Source organism: Ruegeria sp. AD11(2025), from assembly GCF_056542405.1.
Map to the genome: position 1 here is coordinate 77,000 of NZ_JBQFZU010000007.1, position 23,668 is coordinate 100,667.

Sequence of the window (23,668 nt, forward strand, 5' to 3'; positions counted from 1 at the left end):
GGAACCTCCGGTTTTCAAAACTCTGACATGGGGCGCGCGGATCGGGCAACTGCTTAAACACTTTTTCACGCTCTGCCCGGATGCTGGTCGCGCAATGGTCCGGGATCACCAAAGATGAGTCTTGCAAACAAACTGGCACAGGAACGGCGCGCGCGATTGGCGGCCGAACGTCTGCTGGCGATGAAACAGGCCGAGCTTTCGGCAGCCAATCGCCAACTGGGCCTGCACGCAATGGCGCTGACCAAACGCATCGACGAAACCCAGGCCGAGGTTGAAACTGTCCGGGATGAGAATGAAAAGGTCAAATCCGACCTGACAGAAGCCAACGCCAAGATCGAGGTAGCCGAGCGCCGCCTGTGGCATTCGATGCAGACCATTCAGGACGGTTTTGCCTTCTTTGACCATGAAAACCGCCTGATCGGGGCCAACGCGACATACTTCAGCCTGTTTGACGGGCTGGATGAAGTGGAGCCGGGGATATCCTATGGGCGCATTCTTGAGATACTGACCGATGAAGGGTTGATCGACACAGGCGCTGAGACGGCGGCGGATTGGCAGGCCAGAATGCTGGACCGTTGGGCGCAGCCGCAACCGGATTCGGTGGTGGTCAAACTGTGGAATGGTGAGTATTTCAAGATGATCGACCAGCGCGGCAACGGCGGCGATGTGGTCAGCCTGGGCCTGAACATCACCGCCTCGGTCCGGCACGAGGCTGAACTGAACGCCGCGCGCGAACGGGCCGAGGCCGCAAACCGGGCCAAATCCGCCTTTCTGGCCAATATGAGCCACGAAATCAGAACGCCGATGAACGGCATTGTCGGAATGACCGAGCTGATGTCGGAAACCCCGCTGGACGAGGAGCAGCGCCATTATCTCAACACCATCCGCAACTCGGGCGAGGCGCTGCTGGTGATCATCAACGACGTGCTGGATTACTCGAAGATCGAGGCCGACAAGCTGATCCTGCACCCCGAGCAGTTCGATTTCGAACGCTGCATTCTTGAAGTCGTGATGCTGTTGCAACCCAGCGTGCGCGACAAGGGGATGTCGCTGCTGGTCGACTATGACCTGTTTCTGCCGACCCTGTTTGTGGGCGATCCAGGCCGCGTTCGGCAGGTGCTGACCAATCTGGTGGGCAACGCGGTCAAGTTCACCTCCGAGGGGCACGTGTTGATCCGTGTGACCGGGGTGCCGAATGCAGACATGAATACCTGCGATATCCACGTGGCGATCGAAGATACCGGTATCGGTATCGAGGCCGACAAGATCGGGCACATCTTTGGTGAATTCAATCAGGTCGAAGACGCGAAAAACCGCGAATTTGAGGGCACCGGGCTGGGGCTGGCCATCACCAAACGTCTGGTCGCGCTGATGGGGGGCACGGTCTGGGTCGAAAGCGAACCGGGGCAGGGATCGTGTTTCGGCTTCCGTATCTCCTTGCCCACAGTCGAGGGGCCTCAGCCCACACCACCCGACCTTGCGGGCCGTTTGCGCCATGTGATCGTGGTCGAGGATCTGGCGGTGAACCGGGCCATTCTGTCAAAGCAGCTGGGGCGGTTGGGGTCGCGGGTCACCGTCTGCGCTTCAGGCAGTGAAGCGCTGGCCGCCGTCGATGGCAGTGTGGATCTGCTGCTGTGCGATCACGATCTGCCGGATATGGACGGGCTGGAACTGGCGGCCACGCTCAAGGACAGGGGATGGGGCGATTTGCCGGTGGTGGTGATGTCGGCCAATCCGGGGGTCATCCACGCAAACCCGGCGCGCCATTTGATCGAGGGGGTGTTGCAGAAACCCATCCCCCGGGCCGAACTGTATTCGCGCCTGGCCATGCTGGGACGGGCCTCTGCTATGCCGAACTTTGGGCCGGAGGTACCTAAGACCCCGCCTGCGCAGCCCGGCGAACGTCAACGGCAGATGCGCGTGCTGGCGGCAGAGGACAACCGGACCAATCAGCTGATCCTGCAAAAGATGGTCAAGGATCTGAACATCGACCTGCAATTCGCGGGCAACGGGGTCGAGGCGTTGGACAGGCATCAGGATTTCGATCCGGACCTGATATTCATGGATATCTCGATGCCCAGGATGGATGGCAAACAGGCCACGGCAGAAATCCGGCGGCGTGAGGTCGCAACAGGGCGGCATGTGCCGATAGTGGCTCTGACCGCTCATGCCATGGCCGGGGATGATCAAGGTATCCTGGCGGCGGGGCTGGATCATTATCTGACCAAACCGCTGCAGAAACTGAAAATCCATCGGATGATCCTGGATCATCAGCCCGAGGAAGCCTTACCCATCATTGCCGAAGACGCAACGGCCAGCTAGCCTGATGCCATGTCAGACCGTGGATTTCACCCCCGTGCTTTGGGCGAGATTGCCATTCGTTGCGCGGATATGGGCGCAATGGTTGAGTTTTATGAAAACGTGATCGGGTTGGAACGCCTGACCGGTGACCACAACAGCGCCATCACCTTTTTTCGCATCGCCGAAGGGTTTGACGGGCACACGCAAGTGCTGGCCCTATTCCATCACATGGCCGCCCCGCGGCCCGGGCTGCACCCGACCGGTGCAGACAAGCCCACGACCGGTGCCGGATCGTCGCTGCATCACATCGCGCTTTCCCTGCCTTTCGATGAGCAAGCGGCAGTGATGTGCTGGTATGACAAGATCGGCCAGCCTTACCGCGTCGAACAGTTTGGCTGGATCGGATGGCGCGGCATTTTCACTGAAGACCCCGAGGGCAATACGGTCGAATTGGTCGCCTTTAACCCGTCGATGTTGGATCAGGCCTGATAGGGGCGTACGAAGACGGGTTTGTCGTCTTCCGACAGCACGGGGCGGTATTCATATCCTCCGGTGTCGAAATCCAGCAGGCTCTTGGGATCGGTCAGGCGGTGTTGGATGATGTAGCGTGCCATGGCACCGCGCGCCTTCTTGGCAAAGAAGCTGACGATCTTGGGGGTGCCTGCCTTGTCTTCCATGAAGACCGGCGTGATCACCCGCAGTTTCAGTGCCTTCGAATCGACCGCGCCGAAATACTCCTGACTGGCGCAGTTCACCAGAACATCCGAGTTGACCACGGCCCCTTGTGCGTTCAGCGCCTTGCTCAGTTGATCGCGCCAGTATTCGTACAGGTTCTTGCCGCGCCGGGTTTTCAGCCTGCTGCCCATTTCAAGCCGATACGCCTGTATCGCGTCCAGCGGGCGCAGTACGCCGTATAGGCCGGACAGAATACGAAGGTGATCCTGTGCCCAGGCCATTTCATCCGCGTCCAGTGACGCCGCTTCCAACCCCTGATAGGTATCGCCCGCAAAGGCCAGCGCGGCGGGGCGGGTCACATACGCTTCAGGGGTATCGGAAAAAGCGCGGTACCGGTCGCGGTTCAGGCGCGCCAAATCATCGCTCAGGTCCATCAGTTTCTTCAGATCAGCCAGCGTCAGGTTGCGGGCGGTTTTCGACAGCCGGATCGCGTCGTCCTGAAAGTCGGGCTGCGTGACCTCGACGTCCCGCTCTGCCCAGTCCAGCCGTTTGGCCGGGGAAATCACTACCAGCATATCCGCCCTCGTTTCTTGCCTGTCCCGCGGTATCTAGCTCGCCTGTTGCAACACGTCCAGAAACGCGGCGCCAAACCTTTCGTGACGGCGGTCGCCCAGAACCTGTTCCAACCCGCGTGGATCGTCGGGCCGCAACTGCGCGACCTTGGCCAGTTGCGAGGCCGAGCAGGTCAGCGGCTTGTCGATCCCGTCGGGGCCGCGCGACAGTTGCGATTGAACCTCAAGCAGCCGGTCGTAAATCTCGCCCTGATCGCGCCCGGCCAGCTTGCGGCGGGCGGGGTGCACGGCCTCGACGGCACCGGCGACCACTTCAAGGAAGGTATCGCCATAGCGTTCCAGCTTTTTCGCGCCGACGCCACCGATGCGGGCCATATCATCCAGCGTTACGGGCCGGTTTTTTGCCATTTCGATCAGGGTGCGGTCAGGGAAAATGACATAGGCCGGCACGCGCGCGCTTTCTGCCAACGCGCGGCGTTTGGCCTTGAGCGCGCTCAGCAGCGGCGCGTCTTCTTCGGACACCATCATTTTAACGGCAGGTCGGCGGGTGGCCTTTCGGATTGTGTCCTTGCGCAGGTTGATCTGGGCTTCGCCTTTCAGGATCGGCTTGGCGGCCTCGGTCATGCGCAGGGCACCGTGGCGTTCGGGGTCCGGGCGCACCAGATCGTGACCCATCATCTGCCGGAAGATCGCCTGCCATTGCGGGCGCGACCAGTCCTTGCCGATGCCCCAGGTGGACAGGCTGTCATGACGGCGCGCGCGGATCTTGTCGGTTTCGTTGCCCGACAGGATGTCGATCAGATGGCCTGCACCGAACCATTCCTCGGTCCGCAGGATCGCGGAAAGGGCCATGCGGACCGGGGTGGTGCCGTCGAACACTTCAGGAGGGGTGTCACACAGATCGCATTTTCCGCAGGGTTCGGCCTGTTCACCGAAATAGCCCAACAGAGTCTGACGGCGGCATTCCAACGCCTCAGCCAATCCCAGCAGAGCGTTCAGCCTTGCGTGGTCGGCCATGCGGCGTTCGGGCGGGGCGAGCCCCTCGTCGATTTGCGACCGGCGCAGGCGGATGTCATCGGGGCCGAACAGGGTGAGGGTTTCGGCGGGTCCGCCGTCGCGCCCAGCACGGCCGATTTCCTGATAGTAAGCCTCGATGGATTTGGGCAGGTCCGCGTGGGCAACCCAACGGATATCGGGTTTGTCGATGCCCATGCCAAAGGCAACGGTGGCGACGACGATCAGGCCGTCTTCGCGAGCGAAACGGGCCTCAACGATACGGCGGTCTTCGGGATCCATCCCACCGTGATAGTGACATGTCACGTGGCCTTCGGCGCGCAGGGCCTGGGCCAGCACCTCGGTCTTGTTGCGGGTGCCGCAATAGACGATGCCCGATTGCCCTTTGCGGGCGGCGGCGAAGTCGAGAATCTGCTTGCGTGGACCATCCTTTGCGGCAAAGGCCAGATGGATGTTTGGCCGGTCGAATCCGCGCAGAAACTTGCGTGGCGCAGTGCCGTCGAACAGCTTTTCGACGATCTCATCCTGCGTTTCCGCATCCGCCGTTGCAGTGAAAGCGGCCAGAGGTACACTCAGCGCCCGCCGCAACTCTCCGATCCGCAAATAATCAGGGCGGAAATCATGGCCCCATTGGCTGACGCAATGGGCTTCGTCCACGGCGATCAGGCTGACATTGATCCGGCGCAGCATCCCCAGGGCTGACCCGGCGGCCAGACGTTCGGGGGCCATGTAGAGGAGTTTCAGCCGCCCGGCTTCCAACGCCTCCCACACCGCATCGGTCTCTTCGGGAGTATTGCCCGAGGTCAGCGCCCCGGCCTCGACACCGGATTCCTGCAACCCGCGCACCTGATCGCGCATCAAGGCGATCAGCGGAGAGATAACCACCGTCACCCCGTCGCGCAACAGGGCAGGTAACTGATAACACAGGGATTTACCACCGCCGGTCGGCATGATCGCCAGCACGTTTTCGCCTGCGGTCACGGCGTCGACAATCTCTTCCTGACCGGGTCGGAAATCGTCGAATCCAAAGACATCTCGCAGCATTGGTGCGGCGTCGAACATGTGCGGGGTTGCCCTGTTTTAAGGTTTATCTGCTCTTAAGACAGGACAATCACATACTAAGATTCGGTGAACAAGAGGTCAGACGAAATAGACCATATTGTTGATCAGAATGATCCGCAGCGCGTAAACGCCAACCAGCACCACCAGAGGCGTCAGGTCCAGCCCGCCCATCGCGGGCAGAAAGCGGCGGATCGGGCCATATATAGGCTCTAATATCCGGTTGAGGCCGTACCAGATTTGCGCGACCAGCTGTTGATGCAGGTTGAGCACCTGAAAGTTGATCAGCCAGCTCATGATCACATGGGCCAGGATGATGAACCAGACAATGTCCAGGATCAGCAGCAGAATTTGGATCAGCGACAGCATGGGGCCTCCAGAATACTCGTCTGACGAGACCTAAGCGCCCCCGCATCAAAGAGCAAGCCCGCGCCAACAGAACGCTTGCGAAACGGGGCAAACCCCCGTCTTATGAACACAACGATAATCAGGGGCGGTTATGGCAGAGATTTCCAAGCGCAAGCGCATTTGGGGCTGGTGGTTTTTCGACTGGGCCAGTCAACCGTATCACACCCTTTTGGTCACCTTTGTTTTCGGCCCCTATTTCGCCGGTGTAGCGGCGGGGTACTTCTCGGGCACCGGGCTTGAGCCTCAGGCCGCGGCGGCGCGGGCGCAGACGGTTTGGGCCAACTGCCTGACGATCACCGGGCTGATCATCGCTTTCGGGGCGCCTTTGCTGGGCGCGATGGCGGATGTGTCGGGGCGACGCATTCCTTGGATATTCGCCTTTTCGGTGATGTATGCGGTCGGCTCGGCCGCCCTGTGGTTCACGATGCCCGATGGATCAAACATGTGGCTGATGCTGTCGGCCTTTGGGTTGGGCTTTGTGGGCGCGGAATATGCGCTGATCTTCATCAACTCGCAGCTGCCCGATCTGGGCGATGACAACGAGGTCGGAGAGATCTCGGGCTCGGGCTTTGCCTTTGGCTATTTCGGCGGGCTGATCTCGCTGGCGATCATGCTGTTGTTGTTTGTCGAACAGCCCAACGGCAAAACGCTGATCGGGATGGACCCGATGTTCGGGCTGGACGCGGCCATGCAAGAGGGCACTCGGTTCGTCGGTCCGTTCACTGCCGGTTGGTTCGCCTTGTTCATGGTGCCGTATTTCCTGTGGGTGCGCGATGACCCGGACAGCAATAAGACGGGCAGCTTTGGTGAGGCGTTGCGCCTGCTTGGCAAATCCATCTCGGACTTGCGCCATCGGGTCAGTCTGGCGACCTATTTGGGCTCGTCCATGTTCTATCGCGATGCGCTGAACGGACTTTACAGCTTTGGCGGCGTTTATGCGCGGCTGGTTCTGGAATGGGGCCTGATCAAGATCGGTGTGTTCGGGATCGTCAGCGTTCTGGCCTCGGCCATCTTTGCTTGGATTGGCGGCAAGATGGATAAGAAATACGGCCCTAAACCGGTCATTCTTGTGGCAATCTGGGTGTTGATCTTCGTCTGCATTACCGTCGTGTCGATGGATCGGACACAGATTTACGGCATTGCGCTGCCCGAAGGATCGGGCCTGCCGGATCTGGTGTTCTTTGGTTGCGGTGTGCTGATCGGCGGAATGGGGGGTATCCTTCAATCGGCCAGCCGGTCCCTGATGGTGCGCCATACCGATCCTCAAGCCCCTGTCGAAAGCTTTGGTTTGTATGGTTTGTCGGGCCGCGCCACCGCCTTTGCCGCGCCCTTGCTGATCGGGATTGCCACAACTACCACCGGCAGTGCACGCTTGGGGGTGTCACCGATCATTCTGTTGTTTATTCTGGGTTTATTCCTGATGCGCTGGGTCAAGCCGGAAGGGGATCAGAGCAGATGATATTACTACGTTTTTTGGCGATATTCGCCGCGATCACTTGGGCAGGAATGGCGGGGGCGCAACCCTTGGCCAAGCAATTGTTCGGGGCGCAAAAACAAAGTTCACAGCAAAAACCGGCCGCGTTCGGCAGTTATTCGCGCGGATGTGCCGCCGGGTCAGTGCAACTGCCCGAAACCGGGCCGACATGGCAGGCCATGCGCCTGTCGCGCAACCGCAACTGGGGGCACCCGCAAGCGATCGATTATGTGCAGGACCTGAGTAAGTTCGCAGCCCGGCAACCGGGGTGGAATGGTCTCTATGTCGGGGATATCAGCCAGCCACGCGGCGGGCCGATGACATCCGGCCACCGTTCTCATCAATTGGGATTGGACATCGATATCTGGATGCTGCCCGGCGACAACATGCGGCTTTCTCGCAAGGCGCGCGAGAACATCTCGTCGATTTCCCTGCGCCGCGCCAACGGGGCTTTTGTGAACGGTAACTGGACAAAGCAGCACCATGCCGTGCTGCGCGAAGCCGCCCAGGACAAGCGCGTGGCGCGGATTTTCGTATTTCCCGGTGCCAAAGTGCAGATGTGCAAAGATGAGAAAGGCAATCGAGCCTATCTGCGCAAGATCCGCCCATGGTGGGGGCATCACTACCATTTCCATGTGCGCTTGAAATGCCCCAAGGGTTCGCGCGGCTGTGTCAACCAGGACCCGCCGCCCAAGGGAGATGGCTGCGCGCAGGCCCAGGAATGGGTGAACAATATCCTCAACCCGCCACCGCCCGATCCGAACGCTCCGCCGCCCAAGAAACGCCGGGAATATGTTCTGGCTGATTTGCCCCAGCAATGTGCAGCCGTCTTGCAATCCAACTGATTGCGGTTCTGCTGGCCGGTTCGGTCTGGGCGGTCGAGGTCAAAACGGCCACGCACCTGAACAGCTTTGCCTGGCGGCACACTGCGGACTGGTTCGGCGGGTTTTCGGCGATCCATATTTCCGATGACGGACACCGCATGATCGCTCTTAGTGACCGGGCTACATTGGTGTCTGCTCGGATCAAGCGTGACGCTGGCCAAATCATGGATGTCGAGATTCTGGGTCATTGGCCAGTTCTTTCCAGCAAGGGTCGACGCATGACTGGCACCGCCGGAGATTCCGAGGGATTCGCCATTGCGCCGGATGGTGGTTTCTACATCTCGTTTGAAGGCATTCATCGCGTTGCCTACTATCCTGCGCCCGGAACCAAAGCGCAGGTTCTGCCGATACCAAGGGACTTTAGGGCTTTACAACCTAATGGATCGTTCGAAGCGCTGGCGATTGACACCAATGGGCAGCTTTACACCCTGACCGAAAAGAGCCGTACAGTTCGTGGCGATATTCCCGTCTATCGTTGGGATGGTCGCGGATGGTCTTTGCCATTTGTACTGCCGCCGCGTGGTAAGTTCCTGCCTGTCGCCGCTGATTTCGGACCAGGTGGCAGGCTCTATGTTCTGGAACGTGCCGTGTCTGCGATTGGGTTTCGATCGCGCCTCAGACGATGGCAGATCACCGATGACATACCTCAAGCCGAAGAAATCCTGTTCGAAACCGGGACCGGAGCGCATGACAACCTCGAGGGGCTTTCGATCTGGCGGGATGATCAGGGGCGGCTGCGCGCCACGATGATCTCGGATGACAACTTCCTGGCCCTGCAACGGACAGAACTGGTGGAATACCTGCTGCCCGATTGACTCGAGGCGGACAAAGGTCTAAACGCACGGCTTGCCTCGGGATGAGCCCGAAGCCAAGTCGCCGCTACCTTGTTAAAACGGGCATCTGTACATGCAACGCAGCTTTATTCCCGGCATCATTGCCATGGCCTCTATCGTTGTGGCCTCGAACATCCTGGTCCAGTTCCTGATCTTTGACGGGCTGCTGACATGGGGTGCCTTTACATATCCGCTGGCCTTCCTCGTCACAGACATCATGAACCGCGTCTACGGCGTGGCCACCGCCCGTAAGGTGGTGTTCGCCGGGTTCATCACTGGCGTCATCTGCTCGTTGATCGGCAGCCAGATCATGCTGCAGGGAGACGGGTTTACCTATGCCGCGGTACCGCTGCGGATTGCCGTGGCCTCGGGTACTGCTTTCCTGATCGCACAGCTGACCGATGTAACCGTGTTCAACGCGATGCGCGGCGGTCGCTGGTGGCGCGCGCCGCTGGTCTCGACCCTGATCGGCTCGGCGCTGGACACAGCGCTGTTTTTCACAATCGCCTTCTCGGCCTCGGTCACGTTCTTCGGTGCCAACGCAGACGCCGCGATCAACTGGGCGTGGGAGCCCGTGCCCTTCATGCTGTCCGGCCCGATGGCGCCGCTTTGGGTGACGCTGGCATTCGCTGACTGGCTGGTGAAATTGTTGCTGGCACTGATCGCGCTGATCCCGTTCAAAGTTATCGTTGCGCGGTTGAGCGCTCAGCCTGCATAAAAAAGTGCTTTGAGAATGGCGCATCTTGTGTCAGGCTCAAAGTTAACCGCAACAGATAGAAAAGGAGGTGATCCAGTGTCGAGAAAGAGATTGGAGCGAGGTGTCGGAACAACCGGGGGGATCGCCCGTTAGGGCAGCCCTTGGCGGAGCGTTCGCTTCGGCTGGTCGATTGATCTAACCGACCCAACCTCCTGTACTTTCGAAGGGCCGTCCCGCCGGGGCGGCCCTTTTTGTTTTTGCATGCGGGTTGTAAAGTCCGGCCTATGTTGAACATTACCGACGATATTACCCTGCAAGACTGGGAGATGACCGAGAGCTTTGTGCGATCCTCCGGTCCCGGTGGGCAGAACGTGAACAAGGTCTCGACGGCAGTAGAACTGCGATTCGAGGCGGCGCGTTCTCCGTCGTTGCCCGATCCCGTCAAATCGCGGCTGAAACGGCTGGCAGGGCGACGCTGGACCAAGGATGGTGCGATTATCATTCAATGCGAGGAAACCCGCAGTCAGGCCCGCAACCGCGAGATTGCCCGCACCCGTTTGGCCGAGCTGATCACCCGCGCGCTGGTCAAACCCAAGAGGCGGATTGCAACCAAACCCACGTACGGCTCGGTCAAGCGGCGGCTGGCAGCGAAAAAGGCGCGCTCGGACGTGAAGGCGCTGCGCGGCAAGATCGCGGAAGATTGATCTGGTAGTTTCGCCGCGCCTTGCTAGTCTGGCCCGGCAAGGGAGAGCAAGATCATGAGGTTAGAGGGAAAAACCGCGATTGTGACCGGCGGCGCGTCGGGTTTTGGTGCCGGGATTGCGCAGAAATTCCTGTCCGAAGGTGCCCGGGTCATGATTGCAGATATCAACGGCGACGCTGCCGAGGTACAGGCCAGGCAACTCGGCCCGAATGCGATTGCCCAGTTGGTGGATGTCGCGGATGCAGCCTCGGTGCAGGCGATGGCGGACATTGTGCGGGACCGGTTCGGGCATCTGGACATTCTGGTGAACAATGCAGGGGTCACGCACCTGCCGATGCCGCTGGAAGAGGTTACCGAGGACGACTTCGACCGCGTCTTCAATGTGAATATGAAGTCCGTCTACCTGACCGCGCGGGCCTTGGTGCCTGCGATGAAGGCGCGCGGGGCTGGGGCGATCCTGAATGTGGCTTCGACCGCCGGCCTGTCGCCGCGCCCCAACCTGAACTGGTACAACGCCTCCAAAGGCTGGATGATCACCGCAACCAAGACCATGGCTGTGGAACTGGCCCCTTCGGGCGTGCGTGTAAACGCGATCTGCCCAGTGGCCGGGGAAACACCGCTATTGACATCCTTCATGGGCGAAGACACCCCCGAGATGCGCGCCAAATTCCTGGCGACCATCCCGCTGGGCCGGTTTTCCACCCCCGAAGACATGGCCAACGCCGCCTGTTTCCTGTGCTCGGACGAGGCCAGCATGATCACCGGCGCGGCATTGGAGGTCGACGGTGGCCGCTGTATCTGAGGTACGCCCATGATCCCCGGATCCCGGAACCTGATCACCGACGTCGCCGGTCTGTTGGTCGGGAACGCCCAGGACGATGTGTTGAAATCCGGGACAACCGTCCTGACGTCAGATCAGGCCTTTGTCGCGTCGGTTCATGTCATGGGCGGGGCACCCGGGACGCGGGAAACCGATCTGCTGGCACCGGACAAGACGGTCGCACGAGTTGACGCGATAACCTTGTCCGGCGGGTCGGCCTTTGGGCTGGATGCCTGTTCCGGAGTGTCGGATGCATTGCGCGCGCAAGGCCGGGGGTATCCGGTTGGCGACACTGCGGTGCCAATCGTACCCGGTGCGATTCTGTTCGATCTGCTGAATGGCGGTGACAAGGATTGGACCGAAAACCCTTATCGTGCCCTTGGCCGGACCGCTGTTGAAACCGCCGCTGCCGACTTTGCGCTGGGCACGGCAGGCGCGGGTACCGGAGCTTTGGCCTCCAGGCACAAAGGCGGTCTGGGCTCTGCCTCGTTGGTGCTGGACAGTGGGATCACCGTTGGCGCATTGGTCGCCGCCAACCCGCTGGGCAGCGTCACCACGCCCGGCGACCGCCATTTCTGGGCTGCGCCCTTTGAATTTGGCGAGGAGTTTGGCGGATTAGGGCCAGATCCCGGCGCAGGTCTGGGCCTGCCTGCTCCCAGTCGCAAGGCACAAGCCATGGGACTGGCCGACCCAGACAAGGCGAACACGACCATCGCCATTGTGGCGACCGATGCGGCACTGTCGAAACCGCAATGCCAGCGGCTGGCGGTGGCGGCGCATGATGGTATTGCCCGGGCGATCCTGCCCGCCCACACGCCGGGCGATGGTGATCTGGTGTTCGGGGTCAGCACAGGCGCGCACCCGGTCGCGGTTGAATCGGATTTGGGGCTGATCGGCCATGCGGCCTCGGTCTGCCTTGCGCGGGCCATCGCGCGGGCGATCTACCTGGCGACCCCGGAGATCGGCGATATTTTGCCCTGTTGGTCCGCGCCACATGACATAAGTTAAGGACTGCCACTATGCCGCAGTGGCACAGTGCACTCGCGCGGCAATCTGCGCGTTGACTCTTTTCCGCACCGAAGGTCCATTCGGCGCAGCCAATTTGTATCGGAGCAAAAGCTATGAATCGCATCCTCGCTACCGCAATCGTCGGCCTGTTGGCCGTACCCGTATATGCTGAAGGTGACGCCGAAGCCGGCAAGAAAACCTTCAACAAATGCAAGTCCTGTCACCAAATCGCCAGCCCCGATGGCGAGGCAATCGTCAAAGGCGGCAAGACCGGCCCGAATCTTTACGGTATCGCAGGCCGTACCGCAGGCACGGTCGAAGGCTTCAAATACGGTGACAGCATCGTTGCGGCCGGTGAAAACGGTCTGGTTTGGGACGAAACCACATTTGTCGAATATGCGCAGGACCCCAAGACGTTCCTGAAAACCTATCTGGATGACACTGCCGCCAAGTCCAAGATGACCTTCAAGCTGAAGTCCGGCGGCGAAGACGTCTATGCCTATATCGTCAGCGTTTCAGGCGAATAACGCCTGACGACACGCATCGCTTAAAGTTACAAAAGGCCGCAGCCCCTGCGGCCTTTCGTGCGCTTGATAACAGGAAAGATCAGCGTCACCTTGGGTATGCGCGACCCGTCATGCCTTGCCCGCATGATCGCGCAAAGCCAAGCCGATCCGGCCTTAGTTACTTTCGAACGTTTGGCCCTTCAGACAGATCGGCAGCAGGAGACGACAGATGGGAATTATGATCCCGGCCTGGGTTGATGGCGAATTGACCCCCGTGGACAAGCTTGAGGCGCATGAAAAGGGCCTCAGACACAAGGCTGTGTCTGTCTTCGTTGTCCGCGGCACCGAGATTCTGTTGCAGCGCCGGGCGATGGGCAAATATCACACGCCGGGCCTGTGGGCGAATACCTGCTGCACCCATCCCGATTGGGGCGAGACGCCCTCGGAATGCGCGGTGCGTCGCTTGCGTGAGGAACTGGGCATCACCGGGCTTTATCCCGAGTATCGTCACCGGCTGGAATATCACGCCGATGTTGGCAACAACATGGTCGAGCATGAGGTGGTCGATGTATTCCTTGCCCATGTGCGTGGCCCGCTGGAAATCGAGCCTAATCCGGACGAAGTGATGGATATCCGCTGGATCGACTATCACGATCTGCTGGCCGAAGTGCAGCGTCATCCGACGCGGTTTACGCCGTGGCTGAAGATCTATTTGCACAACCATTCGGACACGATTTTCGGTCCCGATCTGATCATCTCGGCCAAGACCTGACCGCTACGGCTTGCAAGGGGCGCCCAAGCCGCCTAAATCAACGCGTCATGGCCAAGCAAAAGCAGAACTCAGACCCGAATTACAAAGTCATCGCCGAAAACCGGCGAGCGCGCTTCGATTACGCGATCGAGGACGATATCGAGTGCGGTATTGTGCTGGAAGGGTCCGAGGTCAAATCCCTGCGCGCCGGCGGGTCGAACATTGCAGAAAGCTATGCCTCGGTCGATGACGGTGAGCTGTGGCTGATCAACAGCTATATTGCGCCGTATGAGCAGGCGAAGGTGTTCAAGCATGAAGAACGCCGCCGCCGCAAGCTGCTGGTGTCGCGCAAGGAACTGGCCAACCTGTGGAACGCGACCCAGCGCAAGGGCATGACGCTGGTGCCGCTGGTTCTGTATTTCAATCACAAGGGCCGGGCAAAGCTGAAGATCGGCATCGCCAAGGGTAAGAAGCTGCACGACAAGCGTGAGACGCAGGCCAAACGCGACTGGTCACGTCAGAAACAGCGGCTTATGAAGGATCACAGCTGATCCTTCGCCGGTTTCAGAACGCCATCGCCGCCGAAACGGCGCGTTTCCAGCGGTCATAGGCGGCATCACGTTGCTCGGCAGATAGTTCCGGTTCAAACCGACGATCCAGCGCCCAGGTTACTGCAAATCCCTTTTGATCCGGGTAAACGCCTGCGCGCATCCCTGCCAGCCACGCCGCGCCCAATGCAGTGGTTTCCTGCATAACGGGGCGGTCGACCTCGGCGCCGAGATAGTCCGACAAACCTTGCATTGCCCAGTCCGAAGCGCTGGCGCCGCCATCGACGCGTAGGGTCACGCCGGTTTCGGCGCCCCAGTCGCCCTGCATGGCGTGCCACAGGTCGCGGGTCTGGTAGGCGATGCTCTCTAACGTGGCCTTGGCGAATTCCGCACGACCCGAATTGCGGGTCAGGCCAAACACCGCACCCCGGCAGTCAGGCTTCCAATAAGGCGCACCGAGGCCGGTAAAGGCGGGCACCAGCACCACATGCTGGTTCGGATCGGCCTGTTGCGCCAGTTCACCGCTTTCGGGAGCCGAATCGATGATCTGCAACGCATCGCGCAGCCACTGCACGGCAGCCCCGGCCACAAAGATTGATCCTTCCAGTGCATAGGTGCGCTTGCCGTCCAGCTGATAGGCAATTGTGGTCAGCAGGCGGTTTTTCGATTCAACCGGCTCGTCCCCGGTGTTCAGCAGGGCAAAACAGCCGGTGCCATAGGTGGATTTCATCATTCCCGGCTGGAAACAGGCCTGACCGATGGTGGCGGCCTGTTGGTCCCCGGCCACGCCCAGAATAGGGATGTTGCCTCCTATTAGGGTCGTATTTCCGAAATCCGATGCGCAATCGTGCACCTCAGGCAGCATGTTCATCGGTACGTCCAACAGGTCACAGATCTCGGCGCTCCATTCACCCTTGTGAATGTCGAACAGCAGGGTGCGGGCGGCGTTGGTGGCGTCGGTGGCGTGGCTGCGCCCCTCGGTCAGGCGCCAGATCAGGAAACAGTCGATGGTGCCGAACATCAGCTCTCCGGCCTCGGCGCGGTCGCGGGCGCCCGGCACATTGTCCAGCAGCCATTTCACCTTGGTGCCCGAGAAATAGGGGTCCAGCAGCAGGCCGGTCTGGGCGGTCACGTCATCCTCACACCCCGCCTGCTTGTAGCGCGCGCATATCTCGGCGGTGCGGCGGTCCTGCCAGACGATAGCGTTGTAGATCGGCGTGCCGGTGGCGCGGTCCCAGACGACGGTGGTTTCACGCTGGTTGGTGATGCCGATGCCCGCGATCTGATCGGGGGTGACGCCGGTACTCTTGATCACCTCGCGGCAGACGCGCAGGACACTTTCCCAGATTTCCTCGGCATCGTGCTCGACCCAGCCCTCCTGCGGGAAATACTGGGTAAACTCGTGCTGTGCGGTGCCTGCGCGCTGCATGTCAGCGTCGAACAAAATGGCCCGTGATGATGTGGTGCCCTGATCAATGGCGAGAATATAGGTCATCCCTCGCGCCCCTCCCGTTTGGTTTTGCGGGACTTTAGCGCAAACATCGGCGCTGGGGCCAGAGCGTTCAGACAGGAATGTTGTCAATCAGCCGGACCCCATCCGCCCAAGCCGCTGCGAACAGTCGCGCGGGACGATCGGCATGGGTCAAAGGCTCTAGCGTTTCCGCGCAGCGCAGGTTGATATACTCAACCTGTGCGAAACCTGCAGCCAGCAAATCGGTCTCGGCCCGCGCGGCCAATGCGTCAAATGCAGCACCGGCTTTCAACGACTGAACCAGACCTTGCATGATCCGGTGCTTATTGGCGGCAATCGCCAGCCCTTCGGGCGACAGAAGCAGGTTGCGCGACGACATCGCCAGACCCGAGGGCTCGCGAACGGTGGGGCAGCCGATCACCTCGACGGGAATATCCAAGTCGCGCGCCATACGGCGGACGATCATCAATTGCTGAAAGTCTTTTTCCCCGAAATAGGCTCTGTCCGCTTGCGTTTGCAGAAACAGTTTGGCGACCACGGTGGCGACGCCGTCAAAGTGACCGGGGCGGAATTCACCCTCCATCACATCGGTCAGGCCTGCGACGGACACATTGGTGGCAAAACCCCGCGGATAAATCTCTTCGGGCTCGGGTACATAGATCGCGTCGACACCGAAAGGGGCCAGTTTCTGCGCGTCTTCATTCTCGGTACGTGGGTATTTGGCCAGATCTTCAGGGTTGTTGAACTGTTTGGGGTTCACAAAGATCGTCACGATGACACGGCCAGTACCGGCCTTTGCGGCCTTGACCAGAGACAGGTGCCCCTGATGCAGAGCGCCCATAGTGGGGACAACGCCGATGGTTTCACCGTCGCGGTGCCATTCAGTTGTCAGCGCGCGCAGGTCGGCAAGGCGACGCAAGATAGGGGCAGTCATGTCTTGGGCCCTTTGGAGGGCGCCTGATCCGCGAACACATGTTCGTCGGCCGGAAAGGCGCGGGCGCGCACTTCGGCGGCGTATTCGGCGATGGCGGCCTCGGCCTGCGGGCCCAACTCGGCATAGCGTTTGACGAATTTCGGTTTGAAGGCGGTGAAAAAGCCCACCATGTCGTCAACCACCAGAATCTGCCCGTCGCAGCCAGCAGAGGCCCCGATGCCGATGGTCGGAATCGCGACCTCTGACGTGATCCGGTCGGCCAGACCCTGCGGCACCTTCTCAAGCACAACGGAAAACGCGCCAGCCTCGGCCACGGCGCGGGCGTCGGACAGCACGGTCAGTGCCTGTTCGTCCCGGCCCTGCACCTTGTAGCCGCCCAGCGTGTTGATCGACTGCGGTGTCAGACCGATATGCGCCATGACCGGGATGCCGCGCTTGACCAGAAAGCGGATGGTCTCGGCCATCTCAACGCCGCCCTCCAGCTTGACCGCGCCTGCGCCGGTTTCCGCCATCAGGCGCGCGGCATTGCGGAACGCGTCCGCCGGAGAGTGTTCATAACTGCCAAAGGGCATGTCGATGACCATCATCGCCTTGTCCAAGCCACGCGAAACGGCCTGGCCGTGCATCACCATCATCTCCATCGTCACGCCAAGCGTCGACTCCAGCCCGTGCAAAACCATGCCCACACTGTCACCCACCAGAACAAAGTCGCAATGCGTATCCATCAGCCGCGCCATCGGCGTGGTATAGGCGGTCAGGCTGACCAGAGGCGTGCCCCCTTTTCGGGCACGGATGTCCTCGGCGTTTGGGGCCTTTTTATGGGCGGTCGCGCTCATGCTCGCTCCTCCGGGGTTCATGTTGCAGCGCGGCATAGCAGATTGAACAAGGTTATAGAAACCCCGGTTGCGCGAACATTTCCTTGAATGACCTTAGGTTTAAAGGGACATTACCCGTAGAACGGCCCGAAAAAACGCCGGGTCACCCATTTGAAACGGGGAGATATTTTTATGACAAAGCAGACGTTTCGGACCTTTGTCTCGGCGCTGGCAGTGGGCGCCAGCCTGATTGCTGGCCAGGCTTGGGCCAAATCGGATATCACAATTGCGCTGCAGTTGGAGCCGCCGCATCTGGACCCGACCAGCGCCGCGGCACAGGCCATCGATTCGGTGGTGTACACCAATATCTTCGAAGGGCTGACCCGGTTCATGGGCGATGGCTCGGTCGTTCCCGGGCTGGCCGAAAGCTGGGAGATTTCCGAGGGCGGAACAGTTTATACCTTCAAGCTGCGCGACGGCGTGACCTTCCATGATGGCGCCGCCATGGATGCCGAGGATGTCAAGTTCAGCCTCGATCGCGCCAGTGCCGAAGACAGCGCCAACGCGCAAAAGGCGCTGTTTGCCGGAATCGAAAGCGTCGAGGTGGTCGATCCGCTGACCGTCAAGGTCACCCTGTCCGAGCCGAACGGTAATTTCCTGTTCAATATGGCTTGGGGCGATGCGGTGATCGTGTCCCCCGAAAGCATCGAGAACATCAAGACCAACCCCGTAGGAACCGGTGCCTTCACCTTTGGCAACTGGGTGCAGGGCGACAGTATCACGCTGATCCAGAACCCGGATTATTGGGGTGAACAGCCTGCATTAGAGACTGCTACGTTCAAATTCATCTCAGACCCGACCGCCGCCTTCGCCGCCATGATGGCCGAGGATGTGGACGTATTCGACAACTTCCCGGCGCCGGAAAACCTGCCTCAGTTCGAGGCTGATCCGCGCTTTCAGGTGCTGGTTGGTTCGACCGAGGGTGAAACAATCCTGTCGACCAACAACAAGCAGCCTCCTTTTGATGACATCCGGGTGCGGCAGGCGCTGGCTCATGCCATCGACCGGCAGGCGATCATTGACGGTGCGATGTTTGGATACGGCACCCCGATCGGTACTCATTTCGCACCGCACAATCCGGCTTATGTCGATATGACCGGAACCTCGGCCCATGACCCGAAAAAGGCGGCCGAACTGCTGGCTGATGCGGGATATGCAGAGGGGTTCGAGACCACGTTGCACTTGCCGCCGCCCTCTTATGCCCGCCGCGGTGGCGAGGTCATCGCCGCGCAACTGGCCGAGGTCGGTATCAAGGCCGAGATCATCAACGTGGAATGGGCGCAGTGGCTGGAATCGGTGTTCAAAGGCAAGGATTACGGCCTGACCGTCATCAGCCATACCGAGCCGATGGATATCGGTATCTATGCGCGTCCGGATTATTACTTCCAGTATGACAGCCTTGATGCCCAGACGTTGATGGAGACGCTGAACGCCACTACCGACCCGGAGGAGCGCAAGAAGCTGCTGGGCGACATGCAGCGGCTGATCTCGACTGATTTCGTCAACGGTTATCTGTTCCAACTGCCCAAGCTGGGGATCGCCAAGGCAGGTGTTCAGGGCCTGTGGGAGAACGCGCCGACCGCCGCGATCGATCTGACCCAGATCAGCTGGTCAGAATAAACCGTGCCGGGGCCGCGATCGGCCCTGGCGTTCCGATCTAGAATAAGTTTGACGATGAACCTGGTCCGTATCCTGAGTGTTGTTGCTGTTGCCTGCCTCCTTGCATCGGGCGGTAAGGTGCAGGCGCAATACGGGCTGGAAGGCGGGGTGGGACCGCTGGTCGGTACGCCGGAAAACCCGCTGCAGGTGGGGATCGGCATTCGCATCGATCAGGTCACAAGCGTCGATCAGAAGGCCGAGAACTATGGCGCCGTCGTTGTTCTGCGGGCTGAATGGACTGACCCCGCTTTGGCTTTTGATCGCGATGAGGTCGGGCGCGAGATTCAGGTCTTCAACCCACCGGCCTTGGCTGACCATGCGCGGGGTCTTGGCGCGGTTGTGCCTGCGTTTGTCATCCACAACCAGCAATCCAACAAATGGATCCACGAATCCGCGGCCTCGCTGCGCCATGATGGGCATGTGGTCTATGTCGAGAAATCCTCGTTGACCTTGCAAGCGCCGCATTTCGATTTCCGCAAATACCCGTTTGACACGCAGGACTTCTATTTCGAGGTTGTTTCGGTCTTTCCGTCCGAATACGTGACCTTTTACCCACTCGAGGAGTACTCGGGCCTTGGCGATTTGCTGGGCGAGGAAGAGTGGATACTGGACAACGCCCGGGTCGAACATTCGACAGTGATCGGCCTGTCCGGTCGGGACAGTGATCAGGTCGCGCTGGCCTTCGAGGGCAAGCGGCATCTGACCTACTACGTGATCCGGGTCTTCCTGCCGATGCTGGTTCTGATCACTGTCGGCTGGGCGCTGTTTTTCCTTGACGAATACCGCCGCCGGATCGAGATCGCCGGGGGCAATCTGCTGGTCTTCGTGGCCTTCAACTGGGCCATCTCCGCCGATTTGCCCAAGCTGGGTTACCTGACCTTTCTGGATTTCATCCTGCAATGCATGTTCCTGATGACCGGTGCGCTGATCGTGTTCAACGTCGCCTTGCGCAAAATGAAAGTGATTGGGCGCGAAGACGGGGCCAGAAAGCTGGACAACTACGCGATCAAATGGATTTACCCTTTGGGGTACGGCGCCATCGTCGTCTACGCGGTTTTCATCTATCTTCTGGCGCCATAGGCGCTGGACCCGCGCGGGATGTGTGCCTAACGTGGCCCCAATGCTGCGCTATGCCCTCAAACGCCTGATTTCACTGCTGATCAGCCTTATCGTCGCTTCGGTCGTCATCTTTGCGGTGATCGAGGTTGCGCCGGGTGATCCGGCCTCGTTCATGTTAGGGGTGAATGCGCAGGAAGATACTCTGGCCGCGTTGCGGTCTGAACTTGGGTTGGACGTCTCAAAGGCGCAGCGGTATTTCAACTGGGTCGGCGGGATGCTGGTCGGAGATTTTGGCACCTCGTATACCTATCGCTCGCCGGTGTCGCAGATGATCGCGGATCGGCTGTGGGTGTCTTTGCCGCTGGCGCTGTATGCGCTGACAATGTCCACCCTGATCGCCTTTCCCACCGGGATTTACGCCGCCGCGCGCCGGGGCAAGCCCGGCGACCTGACGGTGATGGGGGCGACTCAGCTGGGCATTGCCGTGCCGAATTTCTGGTTTGCGATGATGCTGGTGCTGGTTTTTGCCATCAACCTGCGTTGGTTCAATGCAGGGGGGTTCGCGGGCTGGAATCAGGGCGTCTGGAGCGGTCTGCACTCGCTGACCCTGCCCGCCATCGCTTTGGCCTTGCCGCAAGCGGCGATACTGGCACGGGTCATGCGGTCTTCGCTGTTGGACATTCTGGGTGAGGATTTCCTGCGCACCGCCCGCGCCAAGGGGCTGTCGCGCCGTCAGGCGCTGTGGCGTCACGGCGTGCGCAACGCTCTGATCCCGGTGCTGACCATTATTGGACTGCAGTTTTCGTTCCTGCTGGCGGGTTCGATTATCATCGAGCAGGTGTTCTACCTGCCCGGCCTCGGGCGGCTGGTGTTTCAGGCCATTTCCGCGCGCGATCTGATCGTGGTGGAATCGGTCGTCATGCTGCTGGTCTTTGCTGTCATCACGGTGAATTTTCTGGTCGATCTGGCTTATGCCGCCGTCGATCCAAGGCTAAGGAGCCGGACATGAGCCGCAACCTGATCCTTGGCACGGTGTTGTCCTCGCTGGTTCTGCTGGCGGCCTTGGTGTCCTTTGTCTGGACGCCCTATGATTACGCGGCATTGGATATCCCCAATAAACTGCAACCGCCCAATGCGCAGCACTGGTTCGGCACGGACCATTTCGGGCGCGACATGTTTTCGATGATCATGGTCGGTGCGCGCACGTCGATTGCGGTGGCGCTGGTGGCGGTGGGCATTGGCATCGGCTTAGGCGTGCCTCTGGGTCTGACCGCTGCGGCGCGCAAGGGGTCGTGGCCGGACGAAGTGATCATGCGCGGCAATGATCTGGTCTTTGCCTTCCCCTCACTGGTCATTGCCATCCTGATCACCGCCGTCTTCGGCGCCGGAGCGATCAACGCCATCATCGCCATCGGCATCTATAACATCCCCGTTTTCGCCCGCATCACCCGCGGCGCTGCACTGTCATTGTGGGAGCGGGAATTCATCCTCGCCGCCCGTGTCTCGGGCAAGGGGGCAGCGCGGATATCGGCCGAGCATATCCTGCCCAATGTGGCGAACCTGCTGATCGTTCAGGGGACCATTCAATTCTCGCTGGGGATACTGGCCGAGGCCGGGCTGTCCTATGTCGGCCTTGGCGCGCAACCGCCCACACCCAGCTGGGGCCGAATGCTGGCCGATGCGCAGACAATGGTCAGTTTTGCCCCGCATTTGGCTCTGATTCCGGGATTGGCGATCATTGTCACGGTGTTGGGGTTGAACCTATTGGGCGACGGGCTGCGCGACTGGTTGGACCCTCGGATACGGGTGGCGCGGGTATGAGTTTGCTGCAGATAGATACCCTCTCGCTGACGATCCATGGCGCGGAAATCCTGAAACAGGTCAGCCTGTCCATCGACGCTGGTCAGATTATGGCCGTGACCGGGGAAAGCGGCTCGGGCAAATCGATGACCGCCTTTGCCGTGATGAAATTGTTACCGAACGGAGCGGAAACACAGGGCGCGATCCGACTGGAGGGACAGGACCTGCTGAACCGTCCCGAGGCCGAGATGTGCGCCCTGCGCGGGGCGTCGATCGGGATGGTCTTCCAAGAGCCGATGACCGCGCTGAACCCGGTCAAGACCATCGGAGATCAGGTGATGGAGACGATCCTGATCCACAAGGCAATGCCGCGCGCCCAGGCGCTGTTACGCGCGCAAGAGGTTTTGACCCGCGTCGGCCTGCCGCCTGACCGCTTTCCGCTGTCCCGCTATCCGCATGAGTTGTCTGGAGGTCAGCGCCAGCGCGTGGTGATCGCCATGGCCATCGCCTTGCGCCCCAAACTGTTGATCGCGGATGAGCCGACAACGGCGCTGGACGTGACCACACAGGCGCAGATCCTCGACCTGCTCACAGGGTTGGTGCGCGAATATGGTATGGGTTTGCTGATGATCACGCATGATCTCGCGGTGGTTGCCGATATGGCTGATCGGATTGTAGTGATGCGCCGCGGAGAAGTGGTTGAAAGCGGCGCAACCGCCGACCTGCTGCGCAATATGCAGCACCCTTATACGCGGATGCTGTTCGAAGCCTCGGGCCATCAGGTGACGCTGCCCGATACCGCAAACCAACACCCTCTGCTTGAGGTGACACAGGTCATCCGCGACTACCGTCTGCCCCGCAGGGGCCTGTTTGGCACATCGGGGCATCACCGCGCGGTGGACGGGGTCAGCTTTACTCTCAAAAAAGGGGAGCGTCTGGGCTTGGTGGGTGAATCCGGCTGTGGAAAATCGACCCTAACACGGACCATTTTGGGGTTGGAAGAGGTGCAGAGCGGCGAAATCCGCTTGGACGGGCAGCCGGTATTCTCTGGACACAGGCCGAACCCGGTCGTGCGCCGCAAGATGCAGGTGGTATTTCAGGACCCCTATGGCAGCTTCAACCCGCGTCACCGTGTGGCCCGTCTGATCACCGAACCCTTTCACCTGCTGGAGACGCCGCCCACCGGGTCCGAACGTCAGGACCGCATCGCCGAGATGCTGACGGCCGTAGGGCTCAGTCCCGACGACGCGGGCAAGTACATCCACGAATTCTCGGGCGGGCAACGGCAGCGCATCGCCATTGCCCGCGCCCTGATCATCCGCCCCGAACTGATCCTGTTTGATGAGGCGGTTTCGGCGCTGGACGTCTCGGTCCGGGCGCAGATCCTCGACCTGCTGGCCGAGCTTTGCGCGACCTATGACCTGACCTATCTGTTCATCAGTCATGACCTGAGCGTTGTGCGCACGATCACCGACCGGGTGATGGTGATGCAGGCGGGAAAGATCGTTGAACAGGGCGAAACGGAACAGGTCTTTGCCGATCCGCAACACGTCTATACCCGAACCCTGATCGAAGCTGCGCCCCGCTTGCCGGAAATCGGCAGGATTGTCGCATAAA

At 60.3% G+C, this 23,668-nt stretch carries 23 protein-coding genes; 17 read left to right on the forward strand and 6 right to left on the reverse strand.

Annotation, left to right across the window (positions count from 1 at the left end; all coding sequences use genetic code 11):
* The first annotated feature begins 114 nt into the window (after positions 1-114).
* Together ACR1XY_RS08965 and ACR1XY_RS08970 are read left to right on the forward strand one after the other, a co-directional pair.
* Entirely contained in the window at positions 115-2,322 is a 2,208-nt protein-coding gene (locus ACR1XY_RS08965; protein WP_480592322.1) for a response regulator, read from the forward strand.
* Positions 2,323-2,331: 9 nt separating this feature from the next.
* Positions 2,332-2,790, forward strand: a complete 459-nt coding sequence (locus ACR1XY_RS08970) for a VOC family protein (RefSeq protein WP_480592324.1) — start codon at positions 2,332-2,334, stop codon at positions 2,788-2,790.
* On the opposite strand, the gene yaaA is transcribed toward ACR1XY_RS08970, so the two are convergent.
* From yaaA to ACR1XY_RS08985, 3 genes are all read right to left on the reverse strand, one after another.
* Complete coding sequence (gene yaaA / locus ACR1XY_RS08975) at positions 2,781-3,551, reverse strand: peroxide stress protein YaaA (RefSeq protein WP_480592326.1); 771 nt, start codon at positions 3,549-3,551, stop codon at positions 2,781-2,783. The genes ACR1XY_RS08970 and yaaA overlap by 10 nt on opposite strands.
* 33 nt (positions 3,552-3,584) lie before the next feature.
* Positions 3,585-5,624, reverse strand: coding sequence for a DNA helicase RecQ (recQ, locus tag ACR1XY_RS08980; RefSeq protein WP_480592328.1), 2,040 nt, complete (start codon positions 5,622-5,624; stop codon positions 3,585-3,587).
* 78 nt (positions 5,625-5,702) lie between these two features.
* Positions 5,703-5,990 carry a YggT family protein gene (locus ACR1XY_RS08985; RefSeq protein ID WP_170329719.1) on the reverse strand — a complete coding sequence of 96 codons (288 nt, stop codon included), beginning with the start codon at positions 5,988-5,990 and terminating at the stop codon, positions 5,703-5,705.
* Positions 5,991-6,120: 130 nt separating this feature from the next.
* Between ACR1XY_RS08985 and ACR1XY_RS08990 the strand changes: the two genes are divergently transcribed.
* The 10 genes from ACR1XY_RS08990 to smpB all read left to right on the forward strand — a co-directional run bounded on the left by ACR1XY_RS08990 (position 6,121) and on the right by smpB (position 14,256).
* Complete coding sequence (locus ACR1XY_RS08990) at positions 6,121-7,488, forward strand: MFS transporter (RefSeq protein ID WP_480592330.1); 1,368 nt, start codon at positions 6,121-6,123, stop codon at positions 7,486-7,488.
* Positions 7,485-8,348, forward strand: a complete 864-nt coding sequence (mepA, locus tag ACR1XY_RS08995) for a penicillin-insensitive murein endopeptidase (protein WP_480592332.1) — start codon at positions 7,485-7,487, stop codon at positions 8,346-8,348. Before ACR1XY_RS08990 ends, mepA begins: the two co-directional genes overlap by 4 nt.
* Positions 8,321-9,202 carry an esterase-like activity of phytase family protein gene (locus ACR1XY_RS09000; protein ID WP_480592334.1) on the forward strand — a complete coding sequence of 294 codons (882 nt, stop codon included), beginning with the start codon at positions 8,321-8,323 and terminating at the stop codon, positions 9,200-9,202. The genes mepA and ACR1XY_RS09000 overlap by 28 nt, the downstream gene beginning before the upstream one ends.
* A gap of 91 nt (positions 9,203-9,293) precedes the next feature.
* Entirely contained in the window at positions 9,294-9,938 is a 645-nt protein-coding gene (locus ACR1XY_RS09005) for a queuosine precursor transporter (RefSeq protein ID WP_480592336.1), read from the forward strand.
* A 263-nt stretch (positions 9,939-10,201) separates the two neighbouring features.
* Positions 10,202-10,621, forward strand: a complete 420-nt coding sequence (gene arfB, locus ACR1XY_RS09010) for an alternative ribosome rescue aminoacyl-tRNA hydrolase ArfB (RefSeq protein ID WP_480592338.1) — start codon at positions 10,202-10,204, stop codon at positions 10,619-10,621.
* Between the two features lie 54 nt (positions 10,622-10,675).
* The gene (locus ACR1XY_RS09015) at positions 10,676-11,422 is read left to right on the forward strand and encodes an SDR family oxidoreductase (protein WP_480592340.1); all 747 of its coding nucleotides are present in this window, start codon (positions 10,676-10,678) and stop codon (positions 11,420-11,422) included.
* 9 nt (positions 11,423-11,431) lie between these two features.
* Entirely contained in the window at positions 11,432-12,448 is a 1,017-nt protein-coding gene (locus ACR1XY_RS09020; protein WP_480592342.1) for a P1 family peptidase, read from the forward strand.
* Positions 12,449-12,561: 113 nt separating this feature from the next.
* Positions 12,562-12,975, forward strand: a complete 414-nt coding sequence (locus tag ACR1XY_RS09025) for a c-type cytochrome (RefSeq protein ID WP_480592344.1) — start codon at positions 12,562-12,564, stop codon at positions 12,973-12,975.
* A 208-nt stretch (positions 12,976-13,183) separates the two neighbouring features.
* Complete coding sequence (gene idi, locus ACR1XY_RS09030; RefSeq protein ID WP_480592346.1) at positions 13,184-13,726, forward strand: isopentenyl-diphosphate Delta-isomerase; 543 nt, start codon at positions 13,184-13,186, stop codon at positions 13,724-13,726.
* A gap of 47 nt (positions 13,727-13,773) precedes the next feature.
* Positions 13,774-14,256, forward strand: a complete 483-nt coding sequence (gene smpB, locus ACR1XY_RS09035) for an SsrA-binding protein SmpB (RefSeq protein WP_170326303.1) — start codon at positions 13,774-13,776, stop codon at positions 14,254-14,256.
* 13 nt (positions 14,257-14,269) lie between these two features.
* Here the strand turns inward: smpB and glpK are convergent, their stop codons facing one another.
* From glpK to panB, 3 genes are all read right to left on the reverse strand, one after another.
* On the reverse strand, positions 14,270-15,748 hold the full coding sequence (glpK, locus tag ACR1XY_RS09040; protein ID WP_480592348.1) for a glycerol kinase GlpK: 1,479 nt from the start codon (positions 15,746-15,748) through the stop codon (positions 14,270-14,272).
* A gap of 67 nt (positions 15,749-15,815) precedes the next feature.
* Entirely contained in the window at positions 15,816-16,658 is an 843-nt protein-coding gene (panC, locus tag ACR1XY_RS09045; RefSeq protein WP_480592350.1) for a pantoate--beta-alanine ligase, read from the reverse strand.
* Complete coding sequence (panB, locus tag ACR1XY_RS09050) at positions 16,655-17,494, reverse strand: 3-methyl-2-oxobutanoate hydroxymethyltransferase (RefSeq protein ID WP_480592352.1); 840 nt, start codon at positions 17,492-17,494, stop codon at positions 16,655-16,657. The genes panC and panB overlap by 4 nt, the downstream gene beginning before the upstream one ends.
* Before the next feature lie 171 nt (positions 17,495-17,665).
* Between panB and ACR1XY_RS09055 the strand changes: the two genes are divergently transcribed.
* The 5 genes from ACR1XY_RS09055 to ACR1XY_RS09075 are packed head-to-tail and all read left to right on the forward strand — an operon-like array spanning position 17,666 to position 23,667.
* Complete coding sequence (locus ACR1XY_RS09055; protein WP_480592354.1) at positions 17,666-19,153, forward strand: ABC transporter substrate-binding protein; 1,488 nt, start codon at positions 17,666-17,668, stop codon at positions 19,151-19,153.
* Positions 19,154-19,207: 54 nt separating this feature from the next.
* Positions 19,208-20,272 carry a ligand-gated ion channel gene (locus ACR1XY_RS09060; protein WP_480592356.1) on the forward strand — a complete coding sequence of 355 codons (1,065 nt, stop codon included), beginning with the start codon at positions 19,208-19,210 and terminating at the stop codon, positions 20,270-20,272.
* Positions 20,273-20,312: 40 nt separating this feature from the next.
* A complete protein-coding gene (locus tag ACR1XY_RS09065; protein WP_480592358.1) occupies positions 20,313-21,260 on the forward strand; it encodes an ABC transporter permease in 948 nt (315 codons plus the stop codon).
* Positions 21,257-22,072: an ABC transporter permease gene (locus ACR1XY_RS09070; protein WP_480592360.1), complete on the forward strand. Its 816-nt coding sequence runs from the start codon at positions 21,257-21,259 to the stop codon at positions 22,070-22,072. The genes ACR1XY_RS09065 and ACR1XY_RS09070 overlap by 4 nt, the downstream gene beginning before the upstream one ends.
* Entirely contained in the window at positions 22,069-23,667 is a 1,599-nt protein-coding gene (locus ACR1XY_RS09075; protein WP_480592362.1) for an ABC transporter ATP-binding protein, read from the forward strand. Before ACR1XY_RS09070 ends, ACR1XY_RS09075 begins: the two co-directional genes overlap by 4 nt.
* Position 23,668: the final 1 nt, after the last annotated feature.

Excerpts from the sequence above, each read along its gene's own strand:
- ACR1XY_RS08965 (WP_480592322.1), top strand. The coding sequence starts at position 115 with ATGAGTCTTGCAAACAAACTGGCACAGGAACGGCGCGCGCGATTGGCG.
- ACR1XY_RS08970 (WP_480592324.1), top strand. The coding sequence starts at position 2,332 with ATGTCAGACCGTGGATTTCACCCCCGTGCTTTGGGCGAGATTGCCATT.
- yaaA (WP_480592326.1), bottom strand. The coding sequence starts at position 3,551 with ATGCTGGTAGTGATTTCCCCGGCCAAACGGCTGGACTGGGCAGAGCGG.
- recQ (WP_480592328.1), bottom strand. The coding sequence starts at position 5,624 with ATGTTCGACGCCGCACCAATGCTGCGAGATGTCTTTGGATTCGACGAT.
- ACR1XY_RS08985 (WP_170329719.1), bottom strand. The coding sequence starts at position 5,990 with ATGCTGTCGCTGATCCAAATTCTGCTGCTGATCCTGGACATTGTCTGG.
- ACR1XY_RS08990 (WP_480592330.1), top strand. The coding sequence starts at position 6,121 with ATGGCAGAGATTTCCAAGCGCAAGCGCATTTGGGGCTGGTGGTTTTTC.
- mepA (WP_480592332.1), top strand. The coding sequence starts at position 7,485 with ATGATATTACTACGTTTTTTGGCGATATTCGCCGCGATCACTTGGGCA.
- ACR1XY_RS09000 (WP_480592334.1), top strand. The coding sequence starts at position 8,321 with ATGTGCAGCCGTCTTGCAATCCAACTGATTGCGGTTCTGCTGGCCGGT.
- ACR1XY_RS09005 (WP_480592336.1), top strand. The coding sequence starts at position 9,294 with ATGCAACGCAGCTTTATTCCCGGCATCATTGCCATGGCCTCTATCGTT.
- arfB (WP_480592338.1), top strand. The coding sequence starts at position 10,202 with ATGTTGAACATTACCGACGATATTACCCTGCAAGACTGGGAGATGACC.
- ACR1XY_RS09015 (WP_480592340.1), top strand. The coding sequence starts at position 10,676 with ATGAGGTTAGAGGGAAAAACCGCGATTGTGACCGGCGGCGCGTCGGGT.
- ACR1XY_RS09020 (WP_480592342.1), top strand. The coding sequence starts at position 11,432 with ATGATCCCCGGATCCCGGAACCTGATCACCGACGTCGCCGGTCTGTTG.
- ACR1XY_RS09025 (WP_480592344.1), top strand. The coding sequence starts at position 12,562 with ATGAATCGCATCCTCGCTACCGCAATCGTCGGCCTGTTGGCCGTACCC.
- idi (WP_480592346.1), top strand. The coding sequence starts at position 13,184 with ATGGGAATTATGATCCCGGCCTGGGTTGATGGCGAATTGACCCCCGTG.
- smpB (WP_170326303.1), top strand. The coding sequence starts at position 13,774 with ATGGCCAAGCAAAAGCAGAACTCAGACCCGAATTACAAAGTCATCGCC.
- glpK (WP_480592348.1), bottom strand. The coding sequence starts at position 15,748 with ATGACCTATATTCTCGCCATTGATCAGGGCACCACATCATCACGGGCC.
- panC (WP_480592350.1), bottom strand. The coding sequence starts at position 16,658 with ATGACTGCCCCTATCTTGCGTCGCCTTGCCGACCTGCGCGCGCTGACA.
- panB (WP_480592352.1), bottom strand. The coding sequence starts at position 17,494 with ATGAGCGCGACCGCCCATAAAAAGGCCCCAAACGCCGAGGACATCCGT.
- ACR1XY_RS09055 (WP_480592354.1), top strand. The coding sequence starts at position 17,666 with ATGACAAAGCAGACGTTTCGGACCTTTGTCTCGGCGCTGGCAGTGGGC.
- ACR1XY_RS09060 (WP_480592356.1), top strand. The coding sequence starts at position 19,208 with ATGAACCTGGTCCGTATCCTGAGTGTTGTTGCTGTTGCCTGCCTCCTT.
- ACR1XY_RS09065 (WP_480592358.1), top strand. The coding sequence starts at position 20,313 with ATGCTGCGCTATGCCCTCAAACGCCTGATTTCACTGCTGATCAGCCTT.
- ACR1XY_RS09070 (WP_480592360.1), top strand. The coding sequence starts at position 21,257 with ATGAGCCGCAACCTGATCCTTGGCACGGTGTTGTCCTCGCTGGTTCTG.
- ACR1XY_RS09075 (WP_480592362.1), top strand. The coding sequence starts at position 22,069 with ATGAGTTTGCTGCAGATAGATACCCTCTCGCTGACGATCCATGGCGCG.